General features: G+C 73.0%; 19 protein-coding genes and 1 pseudogene. 12 read left to right on the top strand and 8 right to left on the bottom strand.

Features of this window, described 5'->3' with window-relative positions; genetic code table 11:
• Positions 1–16 precede the first annotated feature (16 nt).
• Positions 17–709, top strand: coding sequence for a creatininase family protein (locus tag ABD143_RS10400; protein WP_343974918.1), 693 nt, complete (start codon positions 17–19; stop codon positions 707–709).
• Positions 710–863: 154 nt separating this feature from the next.
• On the opposite strand, the pseudogene ABD143_RS10395 reads toward ABD143_RS10400, so the two are convergent.
• The 5 genes and pseudogenes from ABD143_RS10395 to ABD143_RS10375 form a co-directional block, all read right to left on the bottom strand.
• A pseudogene (locus tag ABD143_RS10395) lies at positions 864–1,574 on the bottom strand (lysylphosphatidylglycerol synthase transmembrane domain-containing protein); the annotation flags it as partial.
• A 95-nt stretch (positions 1,575–1,669) separates the two neighbouring features.
• Positions 1,670–2,539, bottom strand: a complete 870-nt coding sequence (locus tag ABD143_RS10390; protein WP_379659660.1) for a methyltransferase domain-containing protein — start codon at positions 2,537–2,539, stop codon at positions 1,670–1,672.
• Positions 2,488–3,576, bottom strand: a complete 1,089-nt coding sequence (locus ABD143_RS10385) for a glycosyltransferase family 4 protein (RefSeq protein WP_343974915.1) — start codon at positions 3,574–3,576, stop codon at positions 2,488–2,490. Before ABD143_RS10385 ends, ABD143_RS10390 begins: the two co-directional genes overlap by 52 nt.
• Entirely contained in the window at positions 3,573–3,971 is a 399-nt protein-coding gene (locus ABD143_RS10380; protein ID WP_343974912.1) for a 6-pyruvoyl trahydropterin synthase family protein, read from the bottom strand. The genes ABD143_RS10385 and ABD143_RS10380 overlap by 4 nt, the downstream gene beginning before the upstream one ends.
• A 30-nt stretch (positions 3,972–4,001) precedes the next feature.
• Entirely contained in the window at positions 4,002–4,985 is a 984-nt protein-coding gene (locus ABD143_RS10375; protein ID WP_343974909.1) for a zinc-dependent alcohol dehydrogenase, read from the bottom strand.
• Positions 4,986–5,078: 93 nt separating this feature from the next.
• Here ABD143_RS10375 and ABD143_RS10370 point away from each other — a divergent pair, with 93 nt between their 5' ends.
• The 3 genes from ABD143_RS10370 to ABD143_RS10360 all read left to right on the top strand — a co-directional run bounded on the left by ABD143_RS10370 (position 5,079) and on the right by ABD143_RS10360 (position 8,094).
• Positions 5,079–5,882 carry a CDP-alcohol phosphatidyltransferase family protein gene (locus tag ABD143_RS10370; protein WP_343974906.1) on the top strand — a complete coding sequence of 268 codons (804 nt, stop codon included), beginning with the start codon at positions 5,079–5,081 and terminating at the stop codon, positions 5,880–5,882.
• 86 nt (positions 5,883–5,968) lie between these two features.
• Entirely contained in the window at positions 5,969–6,412 is a 444-nt protein-coding gene (locus ABD143_RS10365) for a DinB family protein (RefSeq protein ID WP_343974903.1), read from the top strand.
• Positions 6,413–6,525: 113 nt separating this feature from the next.
• Positions 6,526–8,094: an MFS transporter gene (locus tag ABD143_RS10360; protein ID WP_343974900.1), complete on the top strand. Its 1,569-nt coding sequence runs from the start codon at positions 6,526–6,528 to the stop codon at positions 8,092–8,094.
• A 31-nt stretch (positions 8,095–8,125) separates the two neighbouring features.
• Here the strand turns inward: ABD143_RS10360 and ABD143_RS10355 are convergent, their stop codons facing one another.
• Both ABD143_RS10355 and ABD143_RS10350 read right to left on the bottom strand, forming a co-directional pair.
• Entirely contained in the window at positions 8,126–9,556 is a 1,431-nt protein-coding gene (locus tag ABD143_RS10355; RefSeq protein ID WP_343974897.1) for an MFS transporter, read from the bottom strand.
• 256 nt (positions 9,557–9,812) lie between these two features.
• Complete coding sequence (locus ABD143_RS10350; RefSeq protein WP_343974894.1) at positions 9,813–10,640, bottom strand: SAM-dependent methyltransferase; 828 nt, start codon at positions 10,638–10,640, stop codon at positions 9,813–9,815.
• A gap of 170 nt (positions 10,641–10,810) precedes the next feature.
• Between ABD143_RS10350 and ABD143_RS10345 the strand changes: the two genes are divergently transcribed.
• From ABD143_RS10345 to ABD143_RS10335, 3 genes are all read left to right on the top strand, one after another.
• Complete coding sequence (locus ABD143_RS10345) at positions 10,811–11,581, top strand: isocitrate lyase/PEP mutase family protein (RefSeq protein ID WP_343974891.1); 771 nt, start codon at positions 10,811–10,813, stop codon at positions 11,579–11,581.
• Between the two features lie 155 nt (positions 11,582–11,736).
• On the top strand, positions 11,737–12,495 hold the full coding sequence (locus ABD143_RS10340; RefSeq protein WP_343974888.1) for a protein kinase family protein: 759 nt from the start codon (positions 11,737–11,739) through the stop codon (positions 12,493–12,495).
• Positions 12,492–13,103, top strand: coding sequence for a WD40 repeat domain-containing protein (locus ABD143_RS10335; protein ID WP_343974885.1), 612 nt, complete (start codon positions 12,492–12,494; stop codon positions 13,101–13,103). Before ABD143_RS10340 ends, ABD143_RS10335 begins: the two co-directional genes overlap by 4 nt.
• Positions 13,104–13,177: 74 nt before the next feature.
• Here the strand turns inward: ABD143_RS10335 and ABD143_RS10330 are convergent, their stop codons facing one another.
• Positions 13,178–13,765 carry a GNAT family N-acetyltransferase gene (locus ABD143_RS10330; protein ID WP_343977277.1) on the bottom strand — a complete coding sequence of 196 codons (588 nt, stop codon included), beginning with the start codon at positions 13,763–13,765 and terminating at the stop codon, positions 13,178–13,180.
• Between the two features lie 1,183 nt (positions 13,766–14,948).
• Here ABD143_RS10330 and ABD143_RS10325 point away from each other — a divergent pair.
• From ABD143_RS10325 to ABD143_RS10305, 5 genes are all read left to right on the top strand, one after another.
• Complete coding sequence (locus ABD143_RS10325) at positions 14,949–15,824, top strand: NTP transferase domain-containing protein (RefSeq protein ID WP_343974882.1); 876 nt, start codon at positions 14,949–14,951, stop codon at positions 15,822–15,824.
• An 18-nt stretch (positions 15,825–15,842) separates the two neighbouring features.
• Positions 15,843–17,645 (top strand): aldehyde ferredoxin oxidoreductase family protein, encoded by a 1,803-nt coding sequence (locus tag ABD143_RS10320; protein WP_343974879.1) that lies wholly within the window; start codon positions 15,843–15,845, stop codon positions 17,643–17,645.
• A gap of 59 nt (positions 17,646–17,704) precedes the next feature.
• The gene (fdhF, locus tag ABD143_RS10315) at positions 17,705–20,683 is read left to right on the top strand and encodes a formate dehydrogenase subunit alpha (RefSeq protein WP_343974876.1); all 2,979 of its coding nucleotides are present in this window, start codon (positions 17,705–17,707) and stop codon (positions 20,681–20,683) included.
• A 73-nt stretch (positions 20,684–20,756) separates the two neighbouring features.
• A complete protein-coding gene (locus tag ABD143_RS10310) occupies positions 20,757–22,514 on the top strand; it encodes an NAD(P)H-dependent oxidoreductase subunit E (RefSeq protein WP_343974873.1) in 1,758 nt (585 codons plus the stop codon).
• Positions 22,511–23,749, top strand: a complete 1,239-nt coding sequence (locus tag ABD143_RS10305; protein WP_343974870.1) for a molybdopterin molybdotransferase MoeA — start codon at positions 22,511–22,513, stop codon at positions 23,747–23,749. Before ABD143_RS10310 ends, ABD143_RS10305 begins: the two co-directional genes overlap by 4 nt.
• The last annotated feature ends 11 nt before the right edge of the window (positions 23,750–23,760 follow it).

Below are 23,760 nucleotides of genomic sequence, written 5' to 3'. Positions count from 1 at the left end.
TGAGAAGGTCCACGTGATGGACCTTCTCCCGTCCGACACCACGCTCGACGAGCGCGACCGCGCCGCGACCGTGGCGCTGCTGCCCATCGGCAGCTTCGAGCAGCACGGCCCCCACCTCCCGCTGACCACCGACACTGTCATCGCCGCGACGCTGGCGCACGAGATAGCGGCCGCGCATCCCGTGCGCCGGCTCCCGCCCATCACCATCTCGTGCTCCCACGAGCACGCGGCGTGGCCGGGAACGGTGAGCATCTCGGCCACCACACTCGCCGCCGTCGTGCGGGACGTGGCCGCGTCCCTGCACGCGGCGGGCGCCACCGCACTCGTGCTCGTCAACGGGCACGGCGGCAACTACGTGCTCGGCAACGTCGTGCAGGAGGCGAACCTCGGGCCGCTGCGAATGGGGCTGTTCCCCGGCGAGCAGGACTGGGTCGAGGCGCGCGAGGCAGCGGGCCTCGCCACCTCGATCCTCAGCGACATGCACGCGGGAGAGCTGGAGACCTCGATCCTGCTGCACGCCCACCCGCATCTGGTCAGGCCGCATTTCGAACAGTCCGACTGGCTGGCCGACGATCGGCCGCACCTGCTGAGCCGGGGTCTACAGGCGTACACGGAGTCGGGAGTGGTCGGTCGCCCGTCGCTTGCGTCGGCACGAAAAGGACGAGATCTGCTGGCGAGCCTGGTTCGGTCGTTCGCCGGCTACCTGTGACCCGGCCTGCGAACCTGCCCCCGGCCAACCTGTCCCGTGCGAACCGGCCCCGTGCGAACCGGCGCAGCAGGAGGACCACCGCGCCCGGCAGGCACGCGACCAGGCCGAGCACCCCGTAACCGACGGCGGCGGCAAGGCCCTGTGCAGCCCCTAGCCCGACGGCGCCGAACCCGACGGCCGCCACGGCCTCCCGCGGCCCCCAGCCGCCGACGGTGAGCGGGAGGCTCATCACGAGCAGCGCGAGCACGAGCAGCGGCAGCAGCTCGGCAACCGGGGCCGTCGCGCCGGCGGCCCTGGCCGCGACGACGAACATGACGAGGTACCCGGCCAGCGCGACCACGGACGTGGCCAGCACGCCGGGCCAGGTGTCGCTGCGCAGCACGGTCCGCAGGTCGCCCGCGGCCGTGCGCAGCGCGGGGCGCAGCCGGGCGCGCAGTGCCAACCCGACCACCCCGGCCGCGACCAACAGCGCAACCGCGACCCACCACCCGCCGACGGGCACGAGCCCGCCCACCAGCCGCAGCAGCGCGGGCTGGACGAGGAGCACGACCATGGCGACCACCGCCAGCACGACCAGGCCTGCCGTCCGTTCGATGACGACCGCGCGGGCGCCGCGGCCCACGTCGCCGGTCTCCCGCCCGCGGTGGACGGCCCGGTGCACGTCGCCGAGCACGCCAGCGGGCAGCACGGAGTTGAGGAACTGGGCCTGGTAGCAGTCGGCGACCGCCGTCGGCAGGGAGATCCGCATGCCGAGGCGGCGCGCGACGAGGCACCAGCGGCCCGCGCTGCACACCGTGGTCACCAGACCGACGGCGATTGCGACGAGCGCCGAGCCGGCATCCACCGCCCGCAGGCCGCCCACCACCCCGGAGACGAGCCCGTCCCCGCCCAGCCGCCAGACGAGCGCGCCGACGAGCGCGGCCCCGCCCGCCCACCGGAGCGCGGCCCACGCGCGCGGCGTCACGCCGTACCGCCCGAGGGCAGGGCGAGGAGGTCCGCGTGCCCGACGACCACGTGCAGCTCCCCCACCGCCGCTGCGGCGAGCCGGCGGCCGAGGTAGGCGCCTGCCTCCGCGGCCAGCTCCGGTCGCTCCTCGCACGCGGCGGAGATCCACCCGCGCAGCCACTCCTCCGCGAGGGCGGCCTCGCCCGGCCCGAGCCGCCACGGGCTCGACGCGGTGGCCACCTGAGCTCCGTGCCTGCGGAACTCCGTGACGGCGGCGGCCGGCGCGTCCGGTCCGAGGAGCCTGCGCCCGGCCACGGTGCGGCGCTGGTGGGCGTCGAACGCGGCGGCGAATGCCTCGTCGAGGAGGTCGGCGGGGGTGAACGACACGCTCCCCACCACCGACAGCGTCAGCAGCGCGGCACAGCCGGCCTGGGCGCACGCCGCGGCCAGACCGGCGAGCTCCTCGGCCGTCAGCAGGTCCAGGAGCGCCGACGCGGTCACCAGCGAGGTCCCGGCGAGGGCGGCGGCGTCGAGGTCGGTGACGTCACCGGCCGAGGTCTCGGCCGTCACGCCAGGGGGCAGGCCGGCCGCGGCGATCTCCAGCAGGCCGGGGTCGCGGTCGTGCAGCACCCAGTGCTGCTGCTCACCCGGCAGGCGCCCGGCCAGCCAGCGGCCCATCGAGCCCGAACCGCAGCCCAGGTCACGCACCACCAGCCGCCCCGGCGGCAGGTGCGGGAGCAGCTGGTCCACCAGCCGCGAGGCCCGCGCGGCCGCGTCCGCGGGCTCGCGCAGCGCGAGCCAGTCCGGGGTGCACTCAGGCGATCCCGGCTCGCTCAGCCGGGCGTCCCAGGCTGTGCCGTCCCTGCCAGTACCTGCGTCAGACAACGCGCCGTCACCTCCCATCCGTCGAGGTCAGCGCGGCGCTCCCGCGCGGCGCTGCGTGTGGTCTCGCGCAGGTCCGGGTCGCCGAGCCAGCGGCGAAGCGCGACGCCGAGTGCCGCGACATCGCCGGGCGGCACGAGCAGGCCCGGTACCCGCCCGTCGGAGGCGCACCCCACGGTCTCCGGCACGCCGTCGACGGCCGCGGCGAGCACCGGGACGCCGCGGGCGAGGGCCTCGGTCACGACCATCCCGTAGGACTCGCGGCGCGAAGGCACCACGAGCAGGTCGGCCGCCGCATAGGCCGCGTGCAGGTCGGGCCCGGTGCGCGGGCCGGTCAGCCGGACGCGCTCGGCCAGGCCGCGGCGCTCCAGCAGCGCGCGCACCGCGGCGACGTGCCCGGGATCACGAACGAGCGGCCCGACGAGCAGGCAGGTCCATGCCAGGTCCGCGACCTCGGCCAGCGCCTCGACGAGCAGGTCCTGGCCCTTCGTGGGCGTCACCGAGCCGACGCAGAGCAGCGCGGAGCCGTCCCCGCCAGGTGCGAGAGGCGCGGGCTCCACGCCGGGTGTGACGACGTGCACACCCGCGAGGTCGTGGACCTCGGCGAGCCGGCGCGCCGCCCACGGGCTCGTGGCCACGACGGCGAAGGCGGCGTGCAGGGCGGCCCGCTCGCGCGCGGCCAGCTCGGCGGCGGTCTCCGGGGCGAGACCGGCCTCGTCGCCGAGCGGGAGGTGCACCAGCACCACCAGGCGCAGCCGCCCGGCGTGCGGTGCGAGGACGTCCGGCGCGGCGCAGGCGACCAGGCCGTCGAGCAGCACATCCGAGCCGGCGGGCACCGCGGCGAGCAGCCGGTCCAGATCGGCGCGCGCGGCGGCGTCCGGGTACGGCCACGGGCCGGGCGCCGCCAGCTCACGCACCGGACGGCCGGCGGCGGGGAGGCCCAGGCAGATCCGCCGGTCGTAGGCGTTGCCGCCACTGGGCCGCGCGGGGTCGTCGATGTCGCCGGGGACGACCACGTGCACGGGGTCGGGAACGGTCACAGGGTCCGCTCGTAGCTCGCCCACGCGACGTGCGACTCATGAAGCGTGACCGCGATCCCGGCGAGCCCGCGGGCCCCCTCGCCGAGCGCCCCGGCGTGCACCTTGTCCGCCAGCCGGTCCGCGATCACCTTGGCCAGGAACTCGGTGGAGGTATTGACGCCCGCGAAGGCCGGCTCGTCGTCGAGGTTGCGGTAGTTGAGGTCGGCGAGCACGGCGCCCAGCTCCTGGGTGGCCAGCCCGATGTCGACCACGATGTTGTCGGCGTCCAGCTCGGCCCGCCGGAACGTCGCGTCGACGACGAACGTGGCGCCGTGCAGGCGCTGGGCCGGTCCGAAGACCTCGCCCCGGAAGCTGTGGGCAACCATGACGTGGTCACGGACGGTGATGCTGAACAAAGATCGACCTCTCAGCGCACGGGTGCTGGGTTAGGGCTGCGGCGCCCCGTACCCCACACGCACGCACAGCGCAGACGGTTCACCGGCCGCAAGACCCGCGAGCACTTCGGGCAGCTCCTCGAAGCGGCACTCCCCCGTGACCAGGGCGTCGAAGCGCGGATCGGCGAGCAGGCGCAGCGCCAACGCCATCCGATCGGAGTAGCTGCGCCGGGCCCGCCGCGGCGACACCGTGCCCACCTGGCTGCCACGCACGGTGAGGCGCTTGGAGTGGAAGGCCTCGCCGAGCGGCACGTTCACGCGCCGGTCGCCGTACCAGCTCAGCTCCACCACCTCGCCCTCGGCGGCGAGCAGCTCGAGGGACCGGGTGAGCCCGGCGTCCGTGGCGCTCGCGTGCACGACGAGGTCGCAGTCACCGGTGGCGTCGGGGGGCGTGGCAAACCCCACACCGAGTGCCTCGGCCACCGCCGCCCGGGACGGGTCGGTGTCCACCAGCTCGACCCGCGCGCCCGGGATCCCGGCGAGGAGCGCGGCGACGCTGCAGCCCACCATCCCGCCTCCGACCACGGCCACCCGGTCGCCGACGAGCGGCGCCGCGTCCCACAACGCGTTGACGGCGGTCTCCACCGTGCCCGCGAGCACGGCCCGCTCCGGCGGCACGTCGTCGGGTATCGGGGCGACCGCGCCTGCCGGCACGACGAACCGCGTCTGGTGCGGATAGAGGCAGAACACGGTGCGCCCGAGCAGCTCGTCCGGACCGTGCTCGACGACCCCGACGGCGAGGTAGCCGTACTTCACCGGCGCCGGGAAGTCGCCCTCCTGGAAGGGCGCCCGCATCACGGCGCGCTGGCTCTCCGGCACACCCCCGCGGAACACGAGGGTCTCGGTGCCGCGGCTCACCCCGGTGAACAGCGTCCGGACCACGACATCGCCGGCCCCCGGCTCGGGCAGCACGACCGGGCGGATCTCGGCGTGGCCGGGAGCGCGCAGCCAGCAGGCGCGAGCGGTACTGGACACGGTCGTGCCTCCGGATGGTCGGTTGAACCGGGTGATCGCCGCATCCGTGTTCAGGACGTGCGACACGAGACTACGACGAGCACAGTGGGCGTGATGACTCCCGCGAACCGGGTGCAGGCGGCAGCCGCAGCCGGACAGGTGATTCTGCTGGTCGGGATATGGCTGGGCGGCGGCGCGGGGCCGGTGGCCCTCGTGGCCGGGGTCGTCTATGCGATCGCGCTGTCGGTCCTCCTCGCCGGCGCCCTGCGCCGGGCGGGGCGCGCATCGCTCGGGCCCGCCGACCTCGTCACGCTGGGCCGCGCCGGGCTCGTCGGGAGCGTGACGGCGCTGGTGGCCGAGGAGCTGGTGAGCGGCGCCTCCCCGACGCCCGCGCTGGTCGGCATCGCCGCGGTGGCGCTGGCCCTCGACGCCGTCGACGGCCGCGTCGCACGACGCACCGGCACGGTCTCCGCGGTGGGCGCCCGCTTCGACATGGAGGTGGACGCGTTCCTCGTGCTCGTGCTGAGCGTGCACGTCGCCGGGATCGTGGGGCCGTGGGCGCTCGCGATCGGCGGGATGCGCTACGTGTTCGTGGCGGCGAGCTGGGTGCTCCCGTGGCTGCGCGGGCCGCTGCCACCGAACCTCGCGGCGAAGACGGTGGCGGCGCTGCAGGGGGTGGCGCTCGTGGTGGCGGCCGCCGAGCTGCTCCCGCCCGTGATCTCGGCCGGGCTCGTCGCGGTGGCGCTCGCTCTGCTCTGCTGGTCGTTCGGGCGGGACGTGCTGCGCCTGTCGCACCCCCGCCACGCTCCTGCCACCGGCCGCGATTGCACCGACACGTCGTCAGGGCCGATGAGGTCCGGCACGGTCCAGCCGTCGAGGTCGTACTCGGCCATGCAGCGCTCGACCATGGCCTTGTAGCCGTCGATCTGCTGCCGGTCACCGCGCGTTGAAAAGCAGACTCGCGGCGCGCTGCGGCCCGGCGCGGCAGGACGACGACGAGGACGGTGAGCCGGCAATCCGGTTCCGGGTGGATCTTGGGTCTGCCGGGCTCGGCGCGTGTCCGTCCCGCACCGCGACCTCCTGCGCTGGCAGTTCGACCTGACCTGGTCGCTCCTCGAACTCCACCTCGAGCGGCTGACCTCGTCGGCTGGTGGTGGAGCGTCACCCTCGACCACCTGCAAGGCCGCACGCCGCGGGAGCGGACCGAGATCGGCTGGCCGGGCACCGCGGAGGCGGCCGTCGGGTGGCTGCGCGACCTGCGCGCGGAGTGGGTGGCTGTACTCGACCGGCTCACCGGCCCCGACCTGGACGCCCCGGCCCCGTTCCCGTGGCCGGCAGACTCCGGGCTGACCGTCGCCCACACGGTCGCCTGGGTGAACGCCGAGCTCATGAAGAACGCCACCGAGATCGGCCAGCTCCGGCTGCTGCGCGCGGCGTCGGAGGGCTGAACCTCCGTCCGCGCGCAGGGCCGCAGGCGCGGCGGGGTGTCGATTCCGTCCCGCGGCCCGTGTCGGGTCAGTAGGCGACCGCTCTTGGCGCCGACGACGAGAGCAACCGACACGTGACCACGACGGACGAACCCCTGCGCGCGGGACGAAGGGAGTGGACGGGGCTCGCGGTGCTGTCCCTGGCCACCCTGATGATCACCTTCGACATGTTCGTATTGCTGCTGGCCCTGCCCGGCCTCACCGCCGACCTGCAGCCCAGCGCCGTCGAGCAGCTCTGGATCCTCGACATCTACGGCTTCGTCGTCGGCGGGTTCCTCGTCACCATGGGCACCCTCGGCGACCGCATCGGGCGGCGGAAGCTGCTGATGATCGGCGCGGCGAGCTTCGCCGTGGCCTCCCTCGTCTCCGCTTACGCGACCAGCCCCGATCTGCTGATCGCCTCCCGCGCCCTGCTCGGGATCGCCGGCGCCACCCTCGCCCCGTCCACGCTCTCACTGGTCAGCAACATGTTCCGGGAGCCCCGGCAGATGGGTGTGGCCATCGGCTTCTGGGCCGCCTCGTTCACCCTCGGGGCGATCCTCGGCCCGGTCGTCGGCGGCCTCGTCCTCGCGCACTTCTGGTGGGGCTCGGTGTTCCTGCTCGGCGTGCCGGTGATGGCGCTGCTGCTCGTGCTCGCCCCGGTGCTGGTGCCCGAGTTCCGCAACCCCGGCGCCGGCCGCCTGGACGTGGCGAGCGCCGCGCTGTCGCTCGCCGCGATGCTGGCGTTCGTCTACGGGATCAAGGAGATGGCCCGGCACGGGCTGCAGCCGGTGCCCGTGGTCGTCGGCCTGGCCGGGATCGCGCTGGGTGCGGTGTTCGCGCGGCGCCAGCTCCGCCTCGCCGACCCGCTGCCCGACCTGCGCCTGTTCGACAACCGCTCGTTCAGCACGATGCTGGTCGGCCTGCTTCTCTACGGGCTGGTCGGGGCGTCCAGCCTGCTGTTCATCACCCAGCACTTCCAGTCCGTCGCAGGGCTGACCCCGCTCCAGGCCGCGCTGTGCCTGCTGCCGGGGATGGCGGTGTCCGTCGTCAGCGTCACGTTCGCGCCGATCCTGAGCAGGCGGATTCGGCCCGCGTACCTCATCGCGTCCGGCGTGCTGGGGACGGCCGCCGTCTTCCTGTGGTTCTCCAAGCTGGGCGCCGCGGACGGACCGGCCCCGCTCGTGATCGGGTTCGCCCTCATCGGCCTGTTCGAAGGGCCGTTGCTCTCGTTGGGCACGAACCTCGTGGTCGGGGCGTCGCCGCCGGAGAAGGCCGGATCGTCGTCGGCGATGGCGCAGATCGCGAACGAGGCCGGCGCTGCGCTGGGCATCGCGCTCCTCGGCAGCCTCGGCACCGCGGTCTACCGGAGCGGGGTCACCGGGAACCTGCCGGATGGCCTGCCCACCGGCGCCGCCGCGGCTGCCGAGGAGAGCGTGGCCGCTGCGCTCGCGGAGACCGCCGCTCTGCCCGAGCCCGCGGGCGGGGCACTGCTCGTTGTCGCCCGGGAGGCATTCACCTCTGGACTCAACGTCTTCGCCGTCGTCAGCGCGGCAGTGCTCGTGGTGGCGGCGGTCTTCATCGGCACGCAGCTGCGGCACGTGCCGCCGACCGGCCGGGACGTCGCGACGACACCGGCAGCCGAGCACAGCGCCGCCTCGTGATCAGCGGGGCGGGGGCCCGGTCGGGCAACGGTCACCGGTCCACGGGCACCGCGACGACGGCGGGCTCGGCGGTGGGATCCGGCGCGGCGGTGGGGGCGGCGACCGGCTCGATCGCCTGCCCGTCCTCGATCGGCTGCTCGTCGAGGTAGCGGGCGGAGAGCCGCCGGTAGTAGCGGCTGCCGAACGCGAGGAGAGTGACCACCAGGCCGATCACGCCGGTGATCGTGAACAGCAGCGCGAGGCCGCGCTCGGGCCCGACGCCGTACCAGGGGCCGATCAGCTCGGCGCCCGCGCCCGTCGTCATGAACGGGATGAAAACGAACTGGGCGATCGGGCTGATGAGAAACGCGGTGAGCGGTGAGGCGGCCTGCTCGACGCTCTGCGCGAAGCCGAACACCCGGCCCTGGCGCTCGAACGGCACGACCTTCTGGAGCACCGTCTGCTCCGACGCCTCGAGGTAGGGCATGACGCACATGTAGATGAACATGCCGACGGTGAGCAGGATGATCGAGGACTGCAACGTGAAGACGCTGGAGATCGTCCAGATCACGATGTTCGCGATCAGCATGGAGCGCAGCGGGTTGCGGCCGAGGCCGCGCTTGCTGATCACCAGGCCGCCGACGATGAACCCCGTGCTGAGGAAGCCCCACAACAGGCCCCACGTCTCGACCGACACGAGCGAGAGGCCGTAGGGGTCCATCAGCGCCATGTAGACGCCGCCGAGGAAGTTGTTGATCGTCGAGAAGGCGATCAGGGCCAGCAGGCCCGGCATGGCGGCCACCAGCGCGAACGTGCCGCGGAGGTCGACCTTGCGCGGCTCGCCGTCGGCCTCGGGCGCTCGCTCCTCGGGGATGCGCACGCTCGCGAGGTGCAGGATTGCCGCCGCCGTGGCGGCGACGGCGAGGAGGAGCACGTAGAGCATGCCCGCCAGGCCGATGAGCAGACCGCTGATGACCGAGGTGACCAGGAACGACGCCCCGGAGGCCGTGCCGACGAGCCCGTTGGCCCGGTCCCGGCCCGGCTCGGGCACCAGCAGCGTCACCACGGTGGACATCGCGATCCCGCGGACGTTGCCGATGATCACACCGGTCATCAGCAGCAGCACGAACGCCCAGAGCACGGGGCTCGCCGGGTCGCGGAACGGTTCGGGCCCCGCGGCCAGATAGACGGCGAGGCTCGCCGCGTAGAACACGAGCGACGCCGCGCTGGAGCCGATCATCACCGTGCGCTTCGGGTGGTGGTCAACGAGGCTGCCGAACCAGATGCCCGACAGCGCCGTGAGCGCCAGGAAGATGCCGCCGATGATCCCGGTGGCGAACACCGAGCGGGTCTCGAGGTAGACGAAGAACGTGACCGCGAACCAGACGGTGAAGTTGACGACCGACGCCACGAGGGTGTTGGCCAAGACGTGGCCGAAGGTGCGTTGCGCCCCGGCCTCGGCGCCCTGCTCGGTCGTTTCCATCTGGGTTCTCCGTCCGCTTCGTCGCTTGTTCGTCGGTATGACGGGTCGCGGACGGGGATTTCATCTGGCTCGCGCCTGTGATCTAGCTCACTCGGACCAACCGTCGAGAGGCTCGTGCGGTCTTACCGTCTGCCGGCCGGAGCGGGTTGGGGGGCCGTTCCGGCCGGCACGGCGTCATCCCGAGCCGCGGCACTGGGCGGGTCCTGAACAACTCCGCCCGTAGCGCAGTAGCAGGGCCGAGTTGGTCAGGGCGCTCCTAAGGCTTGCGCGCCATTCCGCCGAAGTGATCGAGGAAGGCCGGCGGGTCGACGGGCAGCACGGTCACACCGGTCGGCTGCTCCGGCCGCCACGTCGGCACCGAGACGAACCCGGGCTCGACCCACTCCAGGCCGTCGAAGAAGCTCGCGATCTCCTCCGGGTACCGGTTCCAGTAAGCCACGGCGCCGGTCTCGGCGTACTCCTCCTGGGCCTGCTGGAAGGCTCCGCTCTCGGCGGCGTGGGTGCTGTCGCAGATGGTGAGGTAGCTGCCTGGCGGCACCCGGTCCATGAGGCCCTTGACCAGCGTCTGGGCCTCTTCGAGGTCGTGGATGTGGCCGAGGACGCCCATGAAGTACACGGCGACGGGCTGCTCGAAGTCGAGGATCTCGGCCGCGCCCTCGATCAGGGCGGCGGAGTCGTGCATGTCTGCGTGCAGGTACCGGGTGGAGCCCTCCGGCGTGCTGGTGAGCAGAGCCCTGGCGTGGGCCAGCACCAGCGGGTCGTTGTCCACGTAGACGATCCGGGCGTCGGGGGCGACGCGCTGGGCGACCTCGTGGGTGTTGTCGGCGGTCGGCAGCCCGGTGCCGACGTCGAGGAACTGCCGGATCCCGACCTCACCGGCGAGGTAACGGACCGAGCGGTTGAGAAAGGCCCGGGTCTCCCGGGCGATCACGGTGATCTCCGGGTGGATCGCCAGCCACGCGTCGCCGGCCTCGCGGTCGACGGCGTAGTTGTCCTTGCCGCCCAGCCAGTAGTTCCAGATCCGCGCCGAGTGGGGGACGCTGGCGTCGATTCCCGTCCCGGCGACTGCGGCTTCGTCGGTCATGGTGGTGGCCACTCACTTTCTGCGACTGCGGGGCACGGGAGCGTATCCGCCCACCCTTCCGTGTCGACCACCAAGATCACCACCTCCGGTTGCTCACGATCTCGGCACCGGGTCCCACCGGCGCCGGGCGGGCGTGGGGGTCGCCCGGCGCAGGGCCGCAGGATGGCTTCATGACGTTCCACGACCTGCACCACGGTGAGCTGCCCCTCCTGCTGCCCAACGCCTGGGACGTGGCATCCGCGCTCGCGTTCGTCGAGGCTGGGTTCCCCGCCATCGGGACGACCAGCTTTGGCGTCGCCGCGAGCGGCGGGTACCCCGACGGCGGGCGTGCGACGAAGGGGGCGAACCACGAGCTCGCGCGGCTGCTCGGCCGGCTCCGCTGCCCCGTCTCGGTGGACGTCGAGGACGGGTACGACGACGACCCCGAGCAGGTGTCCGACTACGCCGCCGGGCTCGGCGTCGCCGGGATCAACATCGAGGACAGCTCCGCCGAACGGCTTGTCGCCCCCGCGGCCCACGCGGCGAAGGTCGCGGCGGTCAAGCGCCGCAGCCCCGGGCTGTTCGTCAATGCCCGCGTCGACACCTACTGGCTGGGCCAGGACGCCACTGTGCCCGCCACCCTGGAACGCGCGGCGGCCTACGTCGAGGCGGGCGCCGACGGGATCTTCGTGCCCGGCGCGACGGACCCTGCGCAGCTCCGGGAGCTCGCAGCGGCCATCCCGGTGCCGGTGAACGTGCTCGCGCACCCCACGCTGTCGCTCGTGGAGCTCGGCGCGCTCGGCGTGCGCCGGGTGAGCACGGGCTCGCTGCCGTACCGGGCGGCGATCGACGCGGCGGTCGCGGTGGCCGCGTCCGTCCGCGACGGGCGCCTGGGGCCACCGGCGACGCCATACCCGGAGATGCAGGCACGCCTGCGCCGATTCGAGGACCTGCCGCGCTGAGGCCCGGGCGCCGCTGACCCCCGCCCCAACCGATCCGCGCTCGCAGCGGTCGTCACCGGCATGAGCACAACAGCCCCGCCGCCGCGTGTGATGTTCGGGCCGTACCGGCTCGACGGCCTGCTCGGGCACGGGCCGTCGGTACCGTCTACCGCGCCGTGGACTCCAGCCACGGCAACCGCGTCGTCGCGCTGAAGGTCTTCTCGCCGCAGCTGTCGGCCGACGCCGGGTTTCGCGAGCGCTTCCGCCACGACGCCTCCGTGCTCGGCGCGCTGCGGGAACCGCAGATCGTGCCGATCCACCGCTACGGCGAGCTCGGCGGCCTGGCCTACCTGGACATGCGGCTCGTCCGCGGCCCGACCCTCGACGAGGCTCTGCGCCACGGCCCCCTGGACCCGGACAGAGCCGCTGTGGTCGCCGAGCAGGTGCGCTCCGCGCAGGCCGCCATGGGCCGGGCGGGCCTCGGCCACCGGCCCGTCCACACGAGCGAGGTGTTGCTGACCGGCTCACCCGACCGGGGTGAGTTCGTGCAGCTCGTCGGGCTCGGGCTCGGGAGGCCACCGGTGCCGCCGGGCGCCGCCGCGCCGGACGCCCTGCTCGCCCTCGGCCCCACGCCGCGCCCGGCGCGCCTCGATCGCCGCCGGCTTCTCCTCGCGGCCACCGCGACCGTCGCCGCACTCGGCACGGCACTCGCCGTCGCCCTCGTGCGGCCGTCCGGGCCCGCCGGTGCGGACCAGCCAGGAGGGCCGGTCGAGCGGCCCGCGCTGATGGCGACGCTCACCACGGTCGTCGACGTCGACGCGACGACGCTGGTCGCCCAGATCGACTACACGGGCGCCATCGAGACGACCGATCTGCACACCGGCGTCCCCGTCGGCACTCCCCTCGTCGGGCAGCAGGGGTACGCCTCGAGATGATCACGACCACGGTCGTCGACGGGCGCCCGATCGTCGCGACGGTCGGGGCCGACCGGCTCCTGCGCCGGTGGGACCTGAGAAGCCGCACGCCCATCGGGGACCCCGTGGCGCTCTCGGCCGACGGCAGCATGGCCGGACTCGCCCCGGTCCAGGTGGACGGGCGGCACGCCCTTCAGGTCAACGTCGGCGGGTACGTGCACGTCCACGACGTGCAGACCGGCGAGCACCTCGCGACGTCCGGCAGCGGGAACGTCATCACCGAGGTCAACGGCCGGGCGGTGGTGGTCGCCCGTTTCGGCGACAACCTCCGGGTGACCGAGCTGCACACCGGGGCCGAGGTGCGCCAGATCGAGGCCGGCACGGCGCACGGCGCGATCGTGACGACAGCCGTCGGAGACGTGCCGGTGGTCGTGAGCGACGGCGAGCGGAACACGATCGTGATCCACGACCTCACCACGGGCGAGCGGCTCGGGGCGCCGCTCACGGGCCACGAGGCCGCCGTGACCACACTCGGGGTGACCCACCTGCGCGGCACACCGATCCTGGTGTCGGCGGCCCGCGACAACGCCATCAGGGTATGGGACCTCGCCGTGCGGGCGGCGAGGTGACCGGCCGTTGGTGGCCGCGTGGCCGGCGCGGGTCAGCGCCAGGCGCACGCGGCCCTCTCACGTCCTGGGTTACGTCACCTGGCGAGGCGCTCCTGAAGCTTCTCGCAGACGGCGGGCCACTCGGGAGCGATCACCGAGTAGACGACGGTGTCGCGGAGGGTGCCGTCCGGGCGGACGCGGTGGGCCCGCAGCACGCCCTCCCGCTGCGCCCCGAGGCGCTCGTTGGCACGCTGCGACGCCTCGTTGCGGATGTCCGTCTCGAGCGAGACCCGGTTGGCCCCGAGCTCCTCGAATGCGTAGCGCAGCATCAGCAGTTTCGCCTCGCTGTTGAGCGGGGTGCGCTGCCAGCGCTTTCCGATCCAGGTGTGGCCGATCGACAGGATCCGGTTGGTCGCGTCGATCTGGTAGAAGGAGGTCGTTCCGGCGACCTCTCCGGATTTCGCATCCACCTGCGCCCAGGCCAGTCGCGTGCCGTCGGCGAGGGCCTTGTCGATGATTCCCTGCATTCCCTCGACTTCGTCGGGCTGGCGGACGGCGAGCCATGTCCAGATCGCCGGATCGGAGCCGGCCTCGAAAAGGCCTTCGGCGTGCTCCGCATCCAGCGGTTCGAGTCGGACGTGCTCACCGGGCAACGTCGGGCGGTTCTTCCAGGCGTCGGTCACCGGCGCAGCATACTGTATGCACGCCGTCTGAGTCGCCTGTTCGATCAAGTCCGGGGTCCGCGGCACACCGTTCCAGCCTCGATGTTCCGTATGTTCGTACGGTGATCTTGATCCGCCGCGCCGGGCCCGCGCCACCGACGGGCCCGCGTCCCGCGGATGCGCGAGGGCGGCGGAGCGGCGTTTCCCGGCTCGTGGTCGATCTTCAGCGAGTACCCGACGTCCTCGCCGACGGCGTCGGCCGCCTTTCCGCGGATTCGACTGGGTATCAGCGCCGACCTTCCAATACCACCCGGAACGGCTCTCGTCGATCTCGGCTTTCTGCTCGCCGTTGTAGGAAACGGTGATGCGGCTGTCGGCCGCCACGATCCGCAAGTCGTACGGGTTGTCGAGCCGGTAGGTCCGCCCCTCCAATTGGCCTCCCAACTCGGCGCCCGGAACGCCCCGCGACATGATCGACACGTTCGGGGGCGCCGCGGAGCGCCACCTGCGGCCCCGCGGCGCCGCCACATCCCGCACGCCCGGGTCGACGCCGACGAGGCCGCCGACGACGCGACCGACGACGTCATCGCCGTGCGGAACGTCCCGGACCCCCCTTCCGGCGCCCCTCTCGCCACCCGTTGCGGACGCAATGGGCCGCCATCGGCATGGTGATCACGGTCCTGCTTGGCGCCTCGGTCGCCTACGGCGGGTTCGGCTTCGTTCACAGCGACCGCACCTGCGGGGACGGCTTCACCTGGCTGGGGATCGAGGCGACCGCGTCGGACGTCGTACGGATCGACGGCATCTGCGTGGGCGTGACGGACGGCAGCAACCCGCTCGTGCTGCCCGACGGGCGGATCTTCGACCAGGTCCGTACGACGATCCTCGACCACAACCGGCAGGCACTCGAACTCCACCGCCTCCAGCCCGATCGGCCGCTCGTCACGCTGGTCTTCCTGGGCTCCCTCACCGCACCGCCCGGCGCACCGCCCGACACGCTGACGGCCGAGCGGGAGCAGCTGGCCGGCGCGGCCGTCGTCCAGGCCGTGCAGCTCGCGAAGGCGCCTCAGCGGTACGGGCCGCTTGGTTCCGAGCGCCGCGGGCAACGTCGTGTGTGCGGGGCGCGACGACGCCCGGACCCTGCCGTGGTGCCCGTTCGACTCGTGAGCCCGTCCCCGGCAGCAAGAGAGCTAGCATCGCCGAGGTGGAGATCGAGGTCGGTACCGCAGGGGCCGTTGTGCTGGCGGGCGGCCGGTCGTCGCGGATGGGCGAACCGAAGGCGGCCCTCGAGTGGCACGGCTCCACGCTCCTGCACCGCACCACCGCCGTGCTGGCCCGCACGGTCGGCGGGCCGGTCGTCGTGGTGAAGGCTCCGGGCCAGGAGCTCCCCGACCTGCCCGCCGGGGTGGCGGTGGTCGAGGACCCGGTGGAGGGACTCGGCCCGATGCAGGGCATCGCCGTGGGGCTCGCCGCGCTGGCCGAGCGCGCCCCCGCCGCGTTCGTCTGCTCCACCGACATGCCGTTCCTGCACCCCGCGTTCGTCCGCCGGGTGCTGCGCGGATTCACCCAGGGCGGATTCACCGACGGCGCCCCGGACGTCGTGCTGCCGATGGCGCGGGGGTTCCGGCAGCCGCTCGCGGCCGGCTACAGCACCGCGCTCGCCGACCGGGTCGCGAAGCTCGCCGCCGAGCGCAGCCTCAAGCTGGGCATGCTGTTCGAGCAGTGCGAGGTGCGGAAGCTCGACGACGCCGACCTGCTCGCCGACCGGGACATCGCACGGTTCGACCCGCAGCTCGACTCGGTCGTGAACGTCAACGCGCCCGAGGACTACGCGTCGGCGCGGCAGCGGCCCGCCCCCGGCGTGGTCGTCGAGTGTTTCGGGGCGCTGGCCTCCCGGGGTCAGCGGGGCCCGCGCACCGTCGGCGCCGCCACGCTGGGGGCGGCCGCCGAGGCGGTCGGGCTCGCGCTGGACCGGCACGTCGTGGCCGCGCTGAACGGCGACCAGATCAGCCGCGACGCGCAGCTCCCGCTGGTCGCCGGCGACAATGTCGCCTTCCTGTCCGCCGACGCAGGCGGCTGAGAGGCATAGGCTGATGGGGTGATTCCCGGCGGATATTTCGGACGGGCTCTGGTCGTCGACGTAGAGGGCGCAGGGGCCACTGGTGTGCCCTTCGAGCTCGACGAACGGGTGCTGCGGGCCTACTTGGGCGGGGTAGGGCTGGGCACCTGGCTGCTGCACCGCCTCACCGAACCTCGCTACGACCCGCTCGGCCCCGAAGCGCCGCTCGTGTTCGTGTTCTCCCCGCTCGTAGGCACGCCGCTCACCACGAGCGCGAAGTTTGCGGTCGTCGCCAAGTCGCCGCTCACCGAGCTGCTCACCGACGCGCTCGCGTCGAGCCAGTTCGCCATATCCGGCAAGCTGACCGGCCACGACGCCATCGCGATCCGCGGCCGGGCGGACGTGCTGTCGGTGCTGATGATCGGCCCCGACGGCGTGCGGCTCGAACCCGCGCCCGAGCTGGCCGGGCTGCCGGCGGCGGAGACCGAGACATCGGTGCGCGAGCGGTTCGGGCGGGGCTGGCGCACGGCTGCGATCGGGCCCGCCGGGGAGCGCGGGGTCCGCTACGCCACGATCAGCCACGACGGGCGGCACGCCGGCCGTGGCGGCCTCGGCGCCGTGCTGGGCGCGAAGAACATCAAGGCGGTGCTGGTCAAGGCGGCCACCCGGGTCGAGGTCACCGACCCGCCCGCCGTGATGGCCGCGGCGAAGGACCTGCGCGAACGCAGCTTCGGCCCCGCCACCAAGAAGTACCGCGAGCTGGGGACGCTCGCGAACCTCCTGGCCTTCAACGCCGTCTCGACGCTGCCGACGCGCAACTTCACGGCGGCCACCTTCGAGGGCGCCCCCCGGCTGGCCGCGGAAGAGCTGCACGAGATGCGCGGCGTGGCCCGCAACAGCTGCGCCTCGTGCTCAATCGGCTGCGAGCACATCTACTCCCGCAAGGGCGGGGGCAGCCAGCGCATGGAGTACGAGAACGTCTTCGCGCTCGGGCCGATGTGCGGCGTCTCCGACCCGGACGACGTGTTCGCGGCCAGCGCGCGCTGCGACGAGCTGGGGATCGACACGATCTCGGCGGGCGGCACCATCGCCTGGGCGATGGAGTGCGCCGAGCGCGGACTGATCGACGCGCCGTGGCTGCGTTTCGGTGACGGCCCGGCGCTGCTGCGGGCGCTCGACATGATCGGCGCGCGCGAGCCGGGCCTCGGGGAGCTGCTCGCGCAGGGCTCCCGCCATGCCGCGCAGGTGGTGGGCGGCGGCTCGATCGACTTCGCGCCGCAGGTCAAGGGCCTGGAGCTGCCTGGTTACGAGCCGCGCACCCTGCAGTCGATGGCGCTGGGGCTGGCGGTCAACTCGCGCGGCGCCGACCACAACCGGTCCGGCGCGTACGAGGCCGACCTCTCCGGCGAGCTGGACCGGCTGGACGGTGGCGAAGCTCACGTTCATGCGGCGATCGGCACCGAGGACCGCGCAGCGGTAATGGACTCGATGATCCTCTGCAAGTTCCTGCGGGGGGTGTTCACCGACCCCTTCACGGAGTGGGCCGCGCTGCTCACACCCGTCACGGGATGGGAGGTCGGCGCCGACGAGCTGCGCGCGACCGCGCGGCGCATCGTTCTCGCCAAGCGGGTCTTCAACCTGCGGGAAGGCGCCACGGCAGCCGACGACCGGCTGCCCGCGCGAATGCTGGAGACCCCGCTCGAGCTCGGCTCGGGCCGGGTGGCGACGCTCACCGCCGCGCGGCTGGCGACGATGGTGGGTGGCTACTACGCGGCCAGAGGGCTGGACGCGGCAGGCGATGCAGATCCGAACGATCTGGACGACCTGCTGCTGCACCTCTAACCCGGATTGCATACAGTCGACTAGAGTCAATCCGCCAGCCACGAAGACCGGAGGCCGAGATGACAGCCGTGCAGGACTCACCGACCGCGGTACGCACGGTCACCGTCGAGATAGACGGCCGATCGGTGACCGCTCCCGAGGGCACCACGATCTACGACGCGGCCAAATCGGCCGGTATCGACATCCCCGTGCTCTGCCACAACGAGCGTTACGACCCGGTCGGCGTCTGCCGGATGTGCGTGGTCGACACCGGGGGCCGCGTGTTCGCCGCCTCCTGCGTGCGCCCGTGCGAGGACGGCATGGAGGTCAAGACCTCCACCCCCGAGCTGGAGCGCAACCGCGCCGCCCTCACCGAGCTGCTGATCTCCGACCAGCCGCCGCGCGCCGAGGACCCCAAGGACACCAAGACCAAGGACAACCTGCTCCTCGAGCTCGCGGACGGCTTCGGCGTCGCGCGGGAGACCACCGACCTGCCCTGCGGCTCCGGACGCGGCACCGACTCGTCGAACCCGGTCATCGACGTCAACCACGACGCCTGCATCCTGTGCGACCGCTGCGTCCGCGCCTGCGACGACATCCAGGGCAACGACGTCATCGGCCGGTCCGGCAAGGGCTACTCCACGCGGATCGCGTTCGACCTGAACGACCCCATGGGCGCGAGCTCCTGCGTCACGTGCGGCGAGTGCGTGCAGGCCTGCCCCACAGGTGCGCTCACGAACAAGTCGATCCGCAACATCCCGATCCGGCCCCGCGAGGAGCTCGACGCCGTCGACAGCGTCTGCCCCTACTGCGGCGTCGGCTGCGCGCTCACGTACTACGTCGACCGCGAGCGCGGGGCGATCTCCTTCGCCGAGGGCCGCGACCAGCCGGGCTCGCAGAGCCGCCTGTGCGTCAAGGGCCGGTACGGCTGGGATTACTCCGCCTCACCGCAACGCCTCACCGTGCCGCTGATCCGGGTCGACTCGGCCTACCCGAAGGGCCCGCTGTCGGCGGACGTCCGGGGCGACGGCCACGGCGGCACCCTCAACGACAGGGGCCGCGCCGGAGACGGCGGTAACCGCAGCGGCGGGGGCCGCAAGCGCGAGGACGGCAGGCCCGGCAAGGACCGCGGCCGCAAGCCCGGCGGCCTGGTCGACTACGACGAGGTGCTGCCGTACTTCCGCGAGGCCACGTGGGAGGAGGCGTTCGAGCTCATCGCGCGCCGGCTCAAGGAGATCCACGCCGCCGGCGGGCCCGACGCGATCGCCGGGTTCGGTTCGGCGAAGTGCTCCAACGAAGAGGCCTACCTCTTCCAGAAGCTGATCCGCACGGCGTTCCACTCCAACAACGTCGACCACTGCACGCGGCTGTGCCACGCCTCGTCGGTGGCGGCGCTGTTCGAGGGCGTCGGCTCGGGCGCGGTGTCCACCACCTACGGCGATGTCGCCAACGCTGACGTCGTGATCATCACGGGGTCCAACCCGACGGCCAACCACCCGGTGGCCAGCTCGTTCTTCAAGCAGGCCCGCCGGCGCGGCACGAAGATCATCTACGTCGACCCGCGCGCGTCGACCGTGGCCGAGCACGCCGACATCTTCGTGCAGCTCAAGCCCGGCACCGACGTGGCGTTCTACAACGCGGTGATGCACGAGGTGATCCGGCTCGGGCTCATCGACCGCAAGTTCATCGCCGAGCGCACGTCCAACTACGACGACATCGCCCGCACCGTGGCGGACTACCCGCCGGAGCGTGCCGCCCAGATCACCGGCGTGGACGCCGACAAGATCCGCGAGGTCGCGCGGACGTGGGGTGAGGCCGGTGCCGCGGTCGTGTACTGGGGCATGGGCATCTCCCAGCACACCACCGGCACCGACAACGCCCGCTGCCTGATCGCGCTCTGCTCGATCACCGGCAACGTCGGGCGTCCCGGCACGGGACTGCACCCGCTGCGCGGGCAGAACAACGTGCAGGGCGCCTCGGACGCCGGGCTGATCCCGATGTTCTACCCGGACTACCAGGGTGTGGACCGGGAGGCGACGCAGCGCCACTTCGAGGAGGCGTGGGGCACCCCGCTCAACCCGAACCGCGGCATGACGGTCACCGAGATCATCAAGTCGGTGCTGCAGCCGGTGGGCGTGCGCGGGATGTACATGCTCGGGGAGAACCCGTTCCTGTCCGACCCCAACATCAACAAGGTGCGCAAGGCGCTGTCGGCGCTCGAGTTCCTGGTGGTGCAGGACATCTTCCTCACCGAGACCGCCGAGTTCGCGGACGTGATCCTCCCGGCCACGTCGTACCTGGAGAAGGACGGCACCTACACCAACACCGACCGCCGCGTGCAGCTCGGCCGCAAGGTGATGGACCCGCCCGGCCAGGCCCGCCCGGACTGGGAAATTGTGCAGGACATCGCCCGGAGCCTCGGGCTGGACTGGAACTACGGCTCGCCGTCGGAGATCTTCGACGAGATGGTCGCGGTGATGCCGTCGTACGCGAACCTCGCCTACGACAACCTCGGCCTCTCCGGGAAGCTCTACCCGAACGACGACCCGGAGCACTCCGACGGCACGATCGTCATGTTCGACGAGTCGTTCAACACCGACGACGGGCTCGCGCACCTCGTGGCCGCCCAGTGGCTGCCCGCCAAGGAGCTGCCCGACGCCGAGTTCCCGCTGGTGCTCAACACCGGCCGGCTGCTCGAGCACTGGCACACCGGCTCCATGACCCGGCGGTCCTTCGCGCTCGACGCGATCTCCCCGGTGGCCGAGGTGTACATGCACCCGAAGGACGCCGCCGACCGCGGGCTCGCCCACGGCGAGATGGTGCGGGTGCGCTCGCGGCGCGGGTCGATCGAGCTGCTGGTGCGCATCTCGCACCGCGAGCAGCTCGGCAACTGCTTCATCCCGTTCCACTTCCGCGAGGCGGCCGCCAACCTGCTCACGATCGACGAGGTCGACCCCGTCGGGAAGATCCCCGAGTTCAAGTTCTGCGCCGTCCAGGTCGAGCCCCTCGGGGTGTCGCTGGCCGGGGCGGAAACCGTGGCGCAGGGAGCGCCGGCGTGAGTGGGCCCGCGAACTCACCATTCAACGCAGCACCGCCGGTCGCGCGACCGACGAGCGTCAGCAAGGAGGCGGCGTGACCGAAGTGACCGAGCGTGCGGCGGAGGTCCGGTCGCGCCGGGTCCCCGGTGTGGAGGCGCGGGCCGGGAAGTTCCCCGGGCCGTCGCTGATCCCGGCGCTCAACGCGATCCAGTCCCGGCTGGGCTGGCTGCCGCGCGAGGAGCTGGAGCAGCTGGCGCGCGACGCGCGACGGCCCCTCTACGAGATCGAGGGCCTGATCTCGTTCTACCCGCACTTCCGCACCGAACCGCCGGTGAAGGTCGCGCTGCACGTCTGCCACGACCTGCCGTGCTTCCTGCGCAACGGGGATGCGCGCATCGCGGAGCTGCGTGAGCGGTACGGCGACGACGCGGACGTGGAGCTGGTGGAGGTCTCCTGCCTCGGCCGCTGCGACACCGCTCCCGCGGTTGCGGTGAACGAGCGCCCGGCGCACGTCGCCGACGTGACCGAACTCGTCGACGGCGCCCGCGGCGCCGGTGTGGGCCACGCCGAGGCGCGCACGCGGCTCGAACCGTGGCCGAACGACCCCTACGCGGCGGGCACGGGCGTCACCGAGCGATACAGCACGCTGCGCGCATTGCTGGCAGGCGAGCTCGACCCCGACGCGATCGTCGAGACGCTCAAGGAGTCGGGCCTGCGCGGCATGGGCGGCGCGGGCTTCCCCACCGGGCAGAAGTGGGGCCTCGTCCGCGCCACGCAGCCGGGCAGCGTCAAGTACGCGATCTGCAACGCTGACGAGTCCGAGCCGGGCACGTTCAAGGACCGGCAGATCCTCGCCACCCAGCCACACCTCGTGCTCGAGGGGCTGCTGCTCGGCATGGCCGTCGTCGGCGCCGAGGAGGGCTGGGTCTTCATCCGGCACGAGTACGGGCCGGAGGAGCACGTGCTGCGGCAGGAGATCGACGCGCTGCGGGCGGCCGGGATCGTCGGGCCGGACGCGTGCGGCAGCGGCCGGCGGCTCGACGTGGACATCTTCGTCTCCCCGGGCGGCTACATCCTCGGCGAGGAGACCGCGCTGCTGGAGGCCATGGAGGGCCACCGCGGCGAGCCGCGTAACAAGCCCCCGTTCCCCGGCAACTACGGCCTGCACGGCAGGCCCACCCTGATGAACTCGGTGGAGACGTTCGCCGACGTGCCGGTGATCGTCCAGCGCGGCGCCCAGTGGTGGCAGGACCAGGGCATCGGCGAGTCGGTCGGGTGGAAGTTCTTCGCCGTGTCCGGGCACGTCGAGAACCCCGACGTCTACTGCGTGCCGATGGGCACCACCGTCCGCGAGCTGATCGACCTGGCCGGCGGGGTCACCGGCGGCGCCGAGGTCGGCGCGGTGCAGCCGGGCGGGGCGTCGTCCAACTTCATCGGGCCCGACCAGCTCGACCTGCAGCTCGACTTCGGCACCGCAGCCAAAGCTGGCACGATGCTCGGCTCCGGCGCCATGGTGGTGCTCGCCGAGGGCACCGACCTGCTCGCGGCGTCCACGAACGTGCTGCGGTTCTTCCGCAACGAGTCGTGCGGCAAGTGTGTGCCCTGCCGTGTCGGCTCCACGAAGGCACACGAGCTGCTGCGCGGTGTGATCGAGTCCGGCTCCTCGGAGCTCGACGAGTCGCAGCGCAGCCGGATCCTGCAGCTGGAGGAGGTCATGCGGAAGACCTCGATCTGCGGTCTCGGCCAGGTGGCGCTCGGACCGGTGGTGAGCGTTCTCGGCATCGACAAGGGCGGCGCGGCGGCCCGCCCGCAGCCGAAGCCCGGCGGCGTGAACGGCCAGCCCAGCCGGTGAACTCCCTGGACCACCGGGCCGGGCGGGAGTTCTTCACCGCCCGCACCGTCTCCGACGCGCTGGCCGGATTCCGGCCGGCGCGGCGGACGGCGGTGGAGCCGGTGGCCCTCGCCGACCTCCTGCGGCGGGTGCCCGCCGCGGAGGTCCCGGCGCCAGGCGCGCTGCCCGGGTTCCCCCGCTCCACGGTCGACGGCTACGCCGTGCGCTCCGCCGACACCTACGGCGCCTCCGAGGGCCTTCCCTCCTACCTCGACCTCGCGGGCTCGGTACGGATGGGCACCGCCCCTGAGGTCGCCGTGCCGCCCGGCGGGTGCGTCTACATCCCGACCGGGGCGGTGCTGCCCGCGGGCGCCGACGCCGTCGTGATGGTCGAGTTCACCGCGCAGACGATGCCGGGCACCATCGAGGTCACCCGCCCGGTCGCCCCTGGCGCCGGGCTGGTGCGGGCCGACGAGGACGTCGCGGAAGGCGCGGTGCTCGTCCCGGCCGGCCGGCCGTTGCGGGCCCCCGACCTGGGGCTCCTCGCGGCCGCCGGCGTCACCGAGGTGCCGGTGCACGCGCGGCCCCGGGTCGCGATCGTCTCCACCGGCGACGAGGTCGTGCCGCCGTCCACCCCGGCCCTCACGGCAGGCCAGGTGCGTGACGCCACCGCGTCCGCGCTTGCCGGGCTCGTCCGCGACGCGGGCGGCGAACCCGTCCTCGCCGGGATCGTCCCGGACGACCGGGAGGCACTGGAGAAAACGCTGCGTGTCGCGCTCGCCGACGCCGACATGGTCGTGGTCTCGGCCGGGTCCTCCGTCGGCGCCCGCGACGAGACGGCGGGCGCCGTTGCCGCGCTCGGCGAGATCTGGTGCCACGGACTCGCGATCAAGCCCGGCAAGCCCACGCTGCTCGCCGACTGCGGCGGTGTGCCGCTGATCGGGCTGCCCGGCAACCCGCTGTCCGCGCTCGTGGTCTTCCGGCTGGTCGGCGCGCCGCTGGTGTGGCGGCTGGCGGGCTGCGGCGCACCGCCGCCCGAGCCGTCCACCCGCGCCCGGCTCTCCCGCGACCTCGCATCGGCCGCGGGCCGGCTGGACGTCGTCCAGGTGACCGTGCGCGACGGCGTGGCCGAGCCGCTGTTCGGGCCGTCCGCACTGCTGTCCGTGCTGACCAGGGCGGATGGGTTCCTCATCGTTCCCGAGGCCGCCACGGGCCTCGACGGCGGCTCCGAGGTCACCGTCACCCTCTACCGCTGAACACCCAGAGA

Origin of the sequence: Pseudonocardia aurantiaca, from assembly GCF_039526725.1 — a bacterium.
Lineage (GTDB): Bacteria > Actinomycetota > Actinomycetes > Mycobacteriales > Pseudonocardiaceae > Pseudonocardia > Pseudonocardia aurantiaca.
The sequence above is the reverse complement of the archived record's forward strand: the minus strand, read 5'-3'. Positions and strand labels throughout refer to the sequence as shown.

Bases quoted from the DNA above. Each gene is read 5' to 3' on its own strand.
- ABD143_RS10355 (WP_343974897.1), bottom strand. From the start codon at position 9,556: ATGGAAACGACCGAGCAGGGCGCCGAGGCCGGGGCGCAACGCACCTTC.
- fdhF (WP_343974876.1), top strand. From the start codon at position 17,705: ATGACAGCCGTGCAGGACTCACCGACCGCGGTACGCACGGTCACCGTC.
- ABD143_RS10400 (WP_343974918.1), top strand. From the start codon at position 17: ATGGACCTTCTCCCGTCCGACACCACGCTCGACGAGCGCGACCGCGCC.
- ABD143_RS10350 (WP_343974894.1), bottom strand. From the start codon at position 10,640: ATGACCGACGAAGCCGCAGTCGCCGGGACGGGAATCGACGCCAGCGTC.
- ABD143_RS10335 (WP_343974885.1), top strand. From the start codon at position 12,492: ATGATCACGACCACGGTCGTCGACGGGCGCCCGATCGTCGCGACGGTC.
- ABD143_RS10345 (WP_343974891.1), top strand. From the start codon at position 10,811: ATGACGTTCCACGACCTGCACCACGGTGAGCTGCCCCTCCTGCTGCCC.
- ABD143_RS10370 (WP_343974906.1), top strand. From the start codon at position 5,079: ATGACTCCCGCGAACCGGGTGCAGGCGGCAGCCGCAGCCGGACAGGTG.